We start from the raw sequence: 11,039 nt of genomic DNA on the forward strand, positions 1-11,039 counted from the left end.
TGGCGGGTTTTACATACGGGCTTCCGTCGGCCGCTCGGTGTTTATTTGCGGGTGTTTTCTTCTGGTGCGGGCGCTGATTTTCTTTGCGGCTTCGGACCCCTTATGAATAAGCCTCAAGGAATACCGCAGGGATGACAGTGAGCAAGAAATCTTCAGCGTACGAGTCCACCCTGCCCAAACAGTGAATCTCTCCGAAGATGGCGAACGCACCTACCAATGGGGTGCATGCCAAGATTACTGTTGGACAGGAACGTTTGAGCGTGGCCCCGCAGGGGACTAGACCGTACCGAGAGCGCATCGAGAACATGCCTTTTTGGATACTGTTAACGGCTTTGTGGGTGTATGCCGGAATAATTTTTTGCATCGAAAAGTCGATGTTAGTCCTGGTTGTTTTTGATGTATGCACCAATGAGTCCAATACCGAACTAGGGACTGAGGTAGGAGCATGGCAAGGATGAACTATCAAGAACAACGAGACGAAGACTCTCAGATTCATTTTTCTTCTCGCGCTTTGTAACCGCAGAAAGACTATTTTTAGTTCGCATAGAACATTAGCTAAGACATAAGTGGCACCCGGCTGTCTTATTTTGGGGTGAGTATAAGATAGATTCAAACTATGACGCCCCATAACCATACTTTCGAGGTCTCAGACTCTGACGCATCATTCAATTGTGACCGTAGATATGCCCAACTTAACGCTACTCGCACTCTAGTCCTTGGCGCGATGTTAGCTACTCCTCAAGCTCTTATTGGTCTTGAAAAAGAGATTGAGGAGTTAGGTCTTAAGACACTCACCGGAGAAAAACTCTCCTATGGATATCGTCATCTCCAAGAAAACCACAGATATCGTCTTTCCGAAAAAGACTACGCATACCATCTTCTTCGAGAAGACAACTCTCCCAATCGACCTCTTGAAAACCTTTCCAGACTAAGAAAAATCAATGGTTTAAGTCCAGAAGAAGAGTATTTAGTATCTATTTTTTTGATTTCACGGCTTGTTTCCCCGAACCATTTCGAGGCTACATGTGCAGCCAGCGCCCTGTCTAAGGTGCTTACTAATGGAGAACCTCGCCCTCTTCGCCCTCGCATGACTCCAACACTTTATAGATTTCTTGATAGTGGAGAAGATAACTGGGATAAGATTGCGGAGAATTTTCTATACCCGGAACGTAGAACCTCCCATAGAAATCCATCTAAACGAACTTACATAAATAAGAGAGCACGGCTGGAAACTTTATCTTGGCTAAGGCTGATTCACGCTCAGAGCTCACAAGATGAGGTCGAAGTACAAGTCGCTCAAACATCATTGGCTTGGCTTGATAGCAATCATGAAAATCTCTCCAACGCAGAGTTCAATTCCAGAATTGATTCGAAATTTAATTCGGGCTCAGAAGAAGGAGAGTCCTCCAAAAAATCTCTTATTATACATGGAACACACGCATATGAAGCATCTTGGTGGAGGCCAGGCAACTCTTTCTTTAACTATTTAAATAATGATATTAATATGCATTTGCGATTAGTACGGCCTCCATACAGCTGGAGCGGAAGGCTACGGCAGAAAGATCGGCTACAAGCAGGTCAAGACCTAGCAGATCTTTCCTTTGCTGAACCTTTTTATCGTATATTTGCCCATAGTTACGGGTGCGAAGTTGCTACCCATGCAATCAACAAGGGAGCGGACGTTGAACGCCTCGTCTTGATGAGTGCTCCTGTTACCAAACCCCTGTTGGCTACTATTCAAGCTTTCGCTCCCAAGGAAGTTTGGGATATTCGTTTGAAACTCGACCCGGTCCTCTTGTGTGCTGGAGTCCAGCAAAGACTTGTTGGAGGTACAGCACAGCAAAGATTTATTCCCCTCTCACATGTTAACACCTTTATACTTCCCCATTGGTGTCATCGGCACAGTGAAACCCATGACCCCCAGTTATGGAAGTCGCATAGGCTGGATCAATTTATCCAGTAATCAGTGAAAATCAGTTCGCACAAAGCAACATTAACCTCAGCACTGTCTGCCACATATAATCCTTAGTTCACTCAATCAGTAACCTGCCCTGAAAAGTGGTGAAAGCCTGACTTACGTGTAGATCAAAATAGCGATGATTAGTGGTGCACTCGGCAAGAACTTCACCGTAATTTTCATAGACAGCGTATAACCGGTATTTTCCGAATCTTTCTACTAAGAAGCTTATTCATAAGGGGTCCACAGTCGCAAACAAAATCAACGCCCGCACCACCGAAAACACCCGGGATAAGAGCCTAACGGACGCCGAAACCCCGTATGCAAAACCCTCCGCGTTTTGACCTGAGCAATCATCCGCTCAACCACCGACTGTAGCCTGTTAATCCGACGATATTTCTCCTTCACCGTAGCCTTCATTCTCACACCTGCTTTGCGTTTAGTCGGACTGAGAAGCCCGAGCCCCCATGTAGCCTTTATCTGCCAGAGTGCTCTCGTTCAGGAACTTCTCTAACTGGTGAAAACGATGGGCATAGACATCGTGTCTGGCGCCAGGTACCGGGTCTGTGATGGCTAGGAGTTTACGGGACAGCGTGCATATCACCTGATGGTTATATCTAGTGCGGTTGTGCTTACCGGAAAACAGTGTTCCTCCTTGTGAAGCCTAATTCCAGACCGGAATCAGTGTTCCGTCTACTACGAGTGAGCCGGGGGTATTTTTGAGAAATTCGAGCCCTGGAATCTTCAGTTCTCCTAGGTCCAGGAGGGCGTCTTCGACGCGGTGAATACTTCTAGAAATGGTTGGCTGGGAGACCTCGTATGCTTCTGCAAGAAGCTCTTCAGTGAGATTATGGCGCAGATAGAGGAGGGTGATTTTTAGTACTGTGGTGTGGGTGGTGAATTGCTCCTGTGTGAGCCCGGTTGTACGCTTGTTGTGCAAAGGTTCTTCCGATCCGGCTTGAGAATATTTGTAGTGATTTATCCTCAATTTTTGCCTTCGGTGGGGCCGTTGTCTAGTTGGTAGGTTTTACCCCCCCCTTATGAATAAGCCTCCTTATATGATCACCATTATCTCAATGGGGAGGGTTCACACAAGGTGTACCCCATCAGACACTTCCGAATTCATAAATCGAAATTTTTTAGAGAACCATCCATTCATCCAAAATTTTAGAGTAATATATATCATATATTTTATCTAAAATATATAAGATTTAATAAATTATATTACATCATTAGAAAACGAGGGATAGAGATAATATGAGATTCTCAATCAAAAATGGGGAACTTTATCTAAATGGAGACAGAGTAGGCGATTCAATAAATTCTCCTGGATTTCAAGATTACAAATTTATAAGACCAATCGGAGAAGGTGCAAACGGAATAGCTTTTATAGCGAAGCATAGATTTTTAGAGTCTGAACAGGTAATAAAAATCTATTACGACAAACACAATAGAGGTAATAAATTCTTTTTAAAATCAGAGCTCGAGACTAAAAAGAACGCGAATTTTGGAATATCCAATATAATAGCAACTGTTCATAATGCCGGAACGTATCTATACCCTCAAAAAATACTTTACTCCATAATGGAAAGCGTACCCCATATCGTGACATTACGAGACGCAATAAATATTGTAGATAATACTTATAATAAAACGAAACATGAAATAGAGCATGATGATTCTAATACAGCAGAAGAAAAGCAGAAATATTTTGGAATAAATCACCATGAAATTTTATCTGTAAATTTAAATATATGTATGACATTTCTACTTACTGTCCACCGCCTACATAAGAAAGGTATCATCCATGGGGATCTAAATGGCGGAAACATTCTATTAGGGGATGATTTATTCGAAGATAAAAGAGAATTTATATACACAGACGGGATAGAAAGAGAGGTTACTACGCAGATATTAAAAAGAGATAATATCAACCCTGGAACACTAAATCTTATATCTATGAGACTCATTGATTTAGGCAGTAGCGACTTTTCTAAATTAGCAACCAAAAAACAAAATTTAGATATTTCTTCCATGAGAGAATCATGGTTTATTTATAATAACTGTAAAGAACTCTTAAAGTATTTATTTAATTCCGATAATATTTATAAGGGATTAGATGATTTTCTTAGCATCTCAGTGGGGGGGAAAATTGGCAAAACTCAATGCCGAAAGCTTACTTATAAAACAAACACAGGAGAGAGGCCGGTTTCCCCTGAAAGATTTACAGGAGAGTTAATGAGAATGATTCTGTTAATAAATTTTTTACATGGAAATATTGCCGCTTATAACCCTGACAGAATTATTGGTTTTCAGCATTTTGATGATAGATTATCCCGCGAAGATTTAACTGATTTTAATCAGGTAATATTTGACCCAGGGATAAGTTCATATATGAACGGTGTCGATACAGAAATAAATCGTGAAATTAATCCAAGCATAGATTCAATTAACTATTTACCTCCTGGATCCTTTATCAATTGGCAAAATATCTGGGATTATTTTTCTAGATTTGACTCTAGATTTCAAAACTACACTGTTGGCACAGATAGAATTCAGCGCCAGCAATATTAATCCAAACCGACCCCCTGTGTTTTGAGGATTATTCAAAAGTAGACGCATATCCCGTACCATCCAACTAGACAAATGCCCCACCAGCAACAAAACAAGAGGATTACAACACTACAAAATAATCTCAGCCATACCGAAAAGACCGTTGCCACACAGCACACAACAGCCCCATTCCACAGACGTTTAAAGCTATTTCTGAATGCACGGAAGTTCGGGTTGCAAAAAACTATTCTTCAAGGAGCTTCTGGATGGGCTTGAACTGGAGCGGCGTAATAGAATTCAGTTCCTTCTAGATGGAACTTTTGCGTTAATGATCTCTGGCATTCAAGATGCTATAACTTGTGAGAAGGTTCAAGTAGTGTCTACCAAATTATTGAATATTCAAGTTTGGTTTTAAATCAGGGTAAGCATGAGTAAGTAAAGCCCACACTGATTATAAAGAAGAATAACACCAAGAAGAATTCTATGCGAAGTACATAATGTAGGTTATGTACCATAAAATGGGTTGAGCGGAGCCTGAGGCCATTTTTGGGTGGTGTGGGTCTCAAAAAACGATTTTGCCCAGAAAGTGTGAGGGAAGTGTCGAGCGAACTTGATGTAATGCCCAGTGATGCATCAGAGTTGATGGAAGCAAGCTCAACGCCACCGAATTTCGTGAAATACCGAGAACTGATTGGTTCCTGGGTCATTTCCTACACCTCAGAAAATACTCAGCAGGCTTATCTCAATGATCTGAAAATCTTCTGCACCTTTTTAGACGAAGCAGACGTTGATCTACTGCAGGTACGCCGCACCCACCTCGATGTTTTCTCTCGGGTCCACGAACAATACACCGACTCCAACGCATCGGTGGCCCGACGCCTCGCAGCATTCTCAGCCTTCTATCGTTTTTTATTGCTGGATGAGGTGATTGAAAAATCCCCGGCCGAATACATCCGCCGCCCAGCTATCGATCCAGACTTCACCGCAACCCAAGCCCTCACCCAACGCGAAGCATTGCGTCTGCTCGATGCTGCTACCGAGAACTCTTTAAGAGCCCAAACACTAGTGGACCTGCTCCTCAGCACTGGATTGCGCATCAGTGAAGCCCTCAATATCAGGGAATCCGATATTTCTGAAGGGCGGTTGCTGATTACTCGCAAAGGTGGAAAGAAGTCAGCGGTGTATCTGCCTGAACATACGCTACGGAATCTGAGGGAGCTGACCAGGACTACAGGATCCGACGTTGACCATCTCGAGAGTAGCGGAACTTCTCCCCTGGTCTTTGTCACGCGTACCGGACAACCCTGGCAGCGAAGCAACGTGGACGGATTGCTGAGAAAACTAGCGCTCAGTGCTGGAATTAGGAAGACAGTATCCGCCCACGTCCTGCGCCACACACACGCCACCTTAGCCCTCGAGATGGGGGTTGCCCTACATCATTTACAAGACTCACTAGGTCATAAAGACCCCCGCACCACCAGGCGATATGACCATGCACGATCGAGGTTAGAGAACTCATCAGCACGAGTAGTAGGGTCGATTTTCGAATAGGCCCAGTAAACTCTCTAATCCTTGTAATCTGTAAACCACATTTTGACTATATGAAGGATAAATATGGCAGCTTCTGTCCAAGCGACGCTAGGTGAAAGATGTTTTATCTGCACCTCCATCATAATTACGTCCCCAAGCGGGAATAATGTCTTATGGGAAGAAGCTAAAATGATGGCTCCTCAAAAGGAGCTCCTTCCTCTGGCTGGTTCAACTACAGATAGTATGCGAAAAGAGGTTGTCGAATTTATTTCGAACGCAGGCTTGCCTATCACGCTAGAACCAGCCCCTGGGATGGGCGCCGCTGTAGGAGGGCCCCTCTTAGGAAGTTCGAAGCTGTTCCTCACACTGGCTAAATTAGGAATCCAAATCGGTAAAGTAATAAACCGATTGCATCGAAATCACCAAAGCAGGCAACGACGCTTACATCTCCCAATTGCCCACATAATGTTATTTCTGGGTGACACTACAGAAACCTTCATCCCCCTTGTGGCATTATTACCTGACTTGCAAAAACACCTCAAAGAAAAATTTCCTTCTCTGCAATTAGATATCTCCATCCATGGCTCTAAGATGGTGCTTCTAACAGAATCAGGCATGATATTTGATGACGCCTTAGTCCTTCGTATCATCAAGAGGGCTACCGAAGATAGACAGCAGCTCATTGCCGTGCGGCAAAGGACTTTTCCTCGGTTCAGAACCATTCTCTGTTTCAGCCAAAATGTAGCAGTATCTGAAAGAGCTCAGCGACTAGACCGGTTCTTTAAACATAATCTCTAAACCTAACCTGTGTTGGGTCAGAATTAGCTACATCGAGAGTGACGCAGAATTAACCTCAAATCATATCGCTCTATCAGTTTTCCTTAGCGTTAAGAGGCATCAAGATCGCTGTAACAACTAAAAATACTGCCGCACCTAAAGCGAGCAGTAAATTACGTTCCTCCATTGCTACCGTTAAGACCATCAGAGCTTCAGTCAGAAGTAAAGAGAAAGCAATTATACTCAATGTCTTCGTAACTGTTATTCGCGTGTTTCTGGGATCTCTCCTTTGCTTGAAAGGTCAGCGATAAGTTCGGGCCCAAGATTTCGAAAAATTTTTAGTTTATCGGTGTAACTATTCTCGCTGATAGTTCCCACTAGAATTTCAGCTACTTGACGAGCAGAATTATCTTCTCCAAGGAACCGGCACCAACACCCTCTTGGGAATCTAGAACTCGATACCTATAAGGCTTATTTAAACTAGGTAAGAATCTACCTTGATAAGGTTTAGAACCAGCATCTCGCTCGGGCGAGGAGGGTTTCTTTTCGTCCTCCTACTACCCGGTGTTCTTTGACGGTTCCACTGGCGTTGAGCCAGATGCCCTCTTTTGGGGTGGCAGAGTCAGCGTAGAAGAATCGGATACGGTTGCCTAGAATATCTTCACCGACGATCATCACAGAGTCGCCCCATTCGCTGTATTTATTCTCTACCCACCGTGATTCGATGACTTTGAACGATACAGCGATTTGTTTTCCTACAGACCCTAGCCAGGAACCGGTTGCCATGTTCGTCCCCGCGCTAGTTTTGCTGGGCACGTAGGAGCCGGTTTTGGTGGTGTCGCTTTTCTCATTCGCTTTGATACGAGCTTGCTTTTGAACGCGCTCTCTTACACGCTGCTGGTGCGCGCCTGTAGCGGAGATTAGCATTTTTGCGCCCCTGTAGGAGACGTAATCAGAGGAGACTACTCGTTTGAGTGCCCTGTTGTAGTCGGTGGAGTTATCCAGTTTCCGTACCCATGCTAGAAGACCACGAGTCTGAATGTTATCCCCCTCGTGGGGGGTGAGGCGATCACGGTCAGGGTTGTCCTTATTGACTGTAGCGTTAAGTACTTCATTCATCGTGGAACGATCAGGGTCATCCTTCTCGGAGATGTAAGAATAAGTACCATTTTGACGCATCGAGGCAAACGAATACCCAATCAGTAGATTACGAGGGAACCGCCACTCAGGATTATCTGAGAAATCATGGTTCCTTATGATATCGAATATCTCGGTGCTGGAAGTATAGACCTCTACTTTTAGAACTTCCCAACGCGCTAACTGATCTCCTTTGGGATCAGAGAGATAAGTCGAGGACACACTCCATGAAAGTGTAGCTTCCTCGTTGAGCAACAAGTCCCGGTTATAGGCATCTAAGACTTCAATGAGATTCTGCAACTTAGAGGGGGATAGATTGAAGCTGAAGATATTCTTGTTCATATCTACTAGCCTATTACTCACCCCTAATAATGAACTGAAAGCTGTGAGAAAGAGTATCAAGACAGATATTTCTCCCTCTGCTCTGGTGGATTGAACTCATCCCGTTACCTTGTAAGCGCACTACACAGACGCCATCACAACAGGTCAAACTAGAAGCGTAAGTAACCGGCCCGCCCCGGTATGTCTCAAGGCCCCCACCAACACAATATGGGCGCACCAATCATATGGGGCTCATCCTCCTAGCCATCACCAGAAAACTCCCCCACGGCATATGGTGGATTAGAACACTTATCATCAGCACTCTCACCATCTCAGGCTTCTTCATCCTGGTCTACATCTCCGGAAGCAAACTACCCAGCAGCATCGCCTCCATGATCATGGCCCTCTCCCCCATAGCCACCATGACCATGGCCCACCTGCTCCTGAACGAAAAAATAACACCCCGAACCATCAGCGGAGGATTCCTCGGACTACTGGGAGTATTCACCCTGCTAGGTGGAACAACAGGGCAACTAGACCCCATCGGGCTTCTTGCCGCTGGAGCCGGCATGATCTCCTCCGCCTTAGGATTCATCCTCACCCGTCGCTGGAAACCACCGGTGGACGCCACCACTTTCACCGCATGGCAACTCACCATCGGCGGGATGATCACTGCGCCCATCGCATTACTGACAGAGGGAATAATGCCCACCCCATCCATGAGCACCACGGCAGCTTTCGCCTATATCATCTTCTTCGCCAGCATTCTCGCTTATATCTGCTGGTTTACCGGAGTCACACGACTACCTGCCAGTACTGTCAGCATTATTGGATTGTTGAATCCTTTAACAGGGCTTGTCTTAGGAACAGCGCTAGTCGGTGAGGTGCTCTCGTTTGTGCAGGTTCTGGGGTGTTTAGCAATTCTTGGAGGTATCTACGCGGGAGTGAAAGCGCCCTCCACACAAAAGTCCTAACACCTTACCTAGCGTTTTACACTATGAAAGACCCACGAACCCGAGGGATGAAATAGAGTGACTTCTATGCCCCACCGAACCACCCCTCTAGAAAGAACCACCGACGCTTATAACCAACGAGCAACCGCCTACACAAACATACTAGGGAACATCAACTCCACCTCACCGATTGACCAGAGCAGAATCAGCCAGTGGGCCACCGATGTTCACGGAAGCATCTGCGACTTGGGATGTGGCCCGGGGCACTGGACACAATTTCTCCACGAAACAGGTGCATCTGTAGTGGGTTACGACCCTAGCCATGAATTCGTAGATATTGCCTCTAACAGATTCTCCCATTTGAACTTTCACACCGGGACAGCACGCGATTTACCTCCGGCACACTTTAATGGAATCCTCACCTGGTACTCGCTTATTCACACTGCCCCAGAGCACCTGGATGAGGAATTATCTTTCATCGCAAAGGCTCTCTCCCCTGGCGGGAGCCTGCTGATGGGGTTTTTTACTGGTGAGGACGTCCTGCCCTTTAATCACGCGATAGCCCAAGGCTGGTTTTATCCCATAGATTTCATGCGTACCCGACTACAGGAGGCAGGTTTCACGGTGCAGTCATCTAGCACTCGAAAAGATGAAGGTGCACGTGCGCATGGGGATATTCACGCAGTGCTGACGTCGTAGTGGTGCCTCAACTAAGGATTACTCATCTATGACTCGCTAGTTTGGACCCTACCGTACAGTTCAGATTGGGGGCATCCAGGTGGCGTTCTTCGATGTTCACATCAGTTCTTCTCCGCTGACGGCAGTGAGCTATGGCTAAGTTGTTATTGCCGTTCTTTCTAGCGATAGATAGTAGAGCGATGCCCGACCTCTAGAGCCAGCAACACCAATTTCCCCTGATCAATATCTAAAATGACCCGATATGACCCTACGCGATAACGCCACAACCCTGAATAGTTACCAGTCAACGCCTTACAGTGGCTCTGCGGATACTCAGAAACGACTAGCTTTTCCAACTCATCTAATACCCGGTGAGCAACCGGTTTATCTAGCTTCTTTAATTGCTTAAGAACTCTGGGGGTCAGTTCTAAGGACCAAGTACCACTCATAGTCCTAGTTCTGCCCGTGCCTCTGCCAGGTTATACGTCTTGATTTTGCCTGATCGTGCCGCTTCAGCATCAGCTTTGAGAGCAAAGGCGTGCTCCATCTCTGCTAGATGCTCTTCCAAGAGGGTATTGATATAAAAAGATACAGGTCGATTGGTTTGTCGGGAGAGCTCTTCCAGGCGTTCCCGAACGTCATTTGAGGGGCGGAAGGTAAATCCCTTACGGGGTTTTGTTTCTACTGTCATGTAATTATCGTATTACACGTCATTCATTGATTCTAGTGAGTGGGAGGTTCTCATATCGGGCTCCCTTTACCAGCTAGGACGTTCAAAGGTAATACAGATGATTTCATGCAGAGATTTACCCCGAAGGATACTGATACTATTGGCCTATTAAAAGTTCTTTGAACTCAGCAAGCAGATGGTCGCCAGAAATTTATGATGAATGCCAGCGCGTCCAAGATGACCGCCGTTAACATCAACACCACCTAAGTCGGACAATAGAAGTAACTGCTCAAGCTGAGAATCAACCGATATAGCTAACCTGCACCGAGGCTTATTCATAAGGGGTAAAACCCACCAACTAGACAACGATCCCACCGAAGGCAAAAATGAGCATTAAATCATCACAAATAACCTCAAGCCAAACCGGAAGAACCGTTGCACAACAAGCGTACAACCGGGCTCA

General features: G+C 45.4%; 11 protein-coding genes. 6 read left to right on the forward strand and 5 right to left on the reverse strand.

The genetic code is table 11. The features are described 5' to 3' along the window. Nucleotides 1-724 precede the first annotated feature (724 nt). Nucleotides 725-1,963 carry a hypothetical protein gene (locus ACFR81_RS02460; RefSeq protein ID WP_377148613.1) on the forward strand — a complete coding sequence of 413 codons (1,239 nt, stop codon included), beginning with the start codon at nt 725-727 and terminating at the stop codon, nt 1,961-1,963. 433 nt (nt 1,964-2,396) lie between these two features. Here ACFR81_RS02460 and ACFR81_RS02465 read toward each other — a convergent pair whose 3' ends face one another. Then, complete coding sequence (locus tag ACFR81_RS02465; protein WP_377148618.1) at nt 2,397-2,603, reverse strand: transposase family protein; 207 nt, start codon at nt 2,601-2,603, stop codon at nt 2,397-2,399. Between the two features lie 18 nt (nt 2,604-2,621). Then, the gene (locus ACFR81_RS02470) at nt 2,622-2,897 is read right to left on the reverse strand and encodes a helix-turn-helix domain-containing protein (protein ID WP_343874049.1); all 276 of its coding nucleotides are present in this window, start codon (nt 2,895-2,897) and stop codon (nt 2,622-2,624) included. A 317-nt stretch (nt 2,898-3,214) separates the two neighbouring features. Here ACFR81_RS02470 and ACFR81_RS02475 point away from each other — a divergent pair, with 317 nt between their 5' ends. From ACFR81_RS02475 to ACFR81_RS02485, 3 genes are all read left to right on the forward strand, one after another. Further along, entirely contained in the window at nt 3,215-4,531 is a 1,317-nt protein-coding gene (locus ACFR81_RS02475; RefSeq protein WP_343874053.1) for a serine/threonine-protein kinase, read from the forward strand. A 576-nt stretch (nt 4,532-5,107) separates the two neighbouring features. Then, complete coding sequence (locus tag ACFR81_RS02480; RefSeq protein ID WP_343874056.1) at nt 5,108-6,061, forward strand: tyrosine-type recombinase/integrase; 954 nt, start codon at nt 5,108-5,110, stop codon at nt 6,059-6,061. Between the two features lie 63 nt (nt 6,062-6,124). Beyond that, the gene (locus tag ACFR81_RS02485; RefSeq protein WP_343874059.1) at nt 6,125-6,838 is read left to right on the forward strand and encodes a hypothetical protein; all 714 of its coding nucleotides are present in this window, start codon (nt 6,125-6,127) and stop codon (nt 6,836-6,838) included. 486 nt (nt 6,839-7,324) lie between these two features. Here the strand turns inward: ACFR81_RS02485 and ACFR81_RS02490 are convergent, their stop codons facing one another. Further along, the gene (locus ACFR81_RS02490; protein ID WP_343874061.1) at nt 7,325-8,296 is read right to left on the reverse strand and encodes a hypothetical protein; all 972 of its coding nucleotides are present in this window, start codon (nt 8,294-8,296) and stop codon (nt 7,325-7,327) included. A gap of 224 nt (nt 8,297-8,520) precedes the next feature. Here ACFR81_RS02490 and ACFR81_RS02495 point away from each other — a divergent pair, with 224 nt between their 5' ends. Both ACFR81_RS02495 and ACFR81_RS02500 read left to right on the forward strand, forming a co-directional pair. Continuing rightward, nucleotides 8,521-9,249: a DMT family transporter gene (locus tag ACFR81_RS02495; protein WP_343874063.1), complete on the forward strand. Its 729-nt coding sequence runs from the start codon at nt 8,521-8,523 to the stop codon at nt 9,247-9,249. A gap of 66 nt (nt 9,250-9,315) precedes the next feature. After that, nucleotides 9,316-9,927, forward strand: a complete 612-nt coding sequence (locus ACFR81_RS02500; RefSeq protein ID WP_343874314.1) for a class I SAM-dependent methyltransferase — start codon at nt 9,316-9,318, stop codon at nt 9,925-9,927. 158 nt (nt 9,928-10,085) lie between these two features. Here ACFR81_RS02500 and ACFR81_RS02505 read toward each other — a convergent pair whose 3' ends face one another. Together ACFR81_RS02505 and relB are read right to left on the reverse strand one after the other, a co-directional pair. After that, nucleotides 10,086-10,355, reverse strand: coding sequence for a type II toxin-antitoxin system RelE family toxin (locus ACFR81_RS02505; RefSeq protein WP_083147293.1), 270 nt, complete (start codon nt 10,353-10,355; stop codon nt 10,086-10,088). After that, nucleotides 10,352-10,597 (reverse strand): type II toxin-antitoxin system RelB family antitoxin, encoded by a 246-nt coding sequence (gene relB / locus ACFR81_RS02510; RefSeq protein ID WP_068171814.1) that lies wholly within the window; start codon nt 10,595-10,597, stop codon nt 10,352-10,354. The genes ACFR81_RS02505 and relB overlap by 4 nt, the downstream gene beginning before the upstream one ends. Nucleotides 10,598-11,039 lie beyond the last annotated feature (442 nt).

The organism is Rothia amarae (assembly GCF_042677725.1).
GTDB lineage: Bacteria > Actinomycetota > Actinomycetes > Actinomycetales > Micrococcaceae > Rothia > Rothia amarae.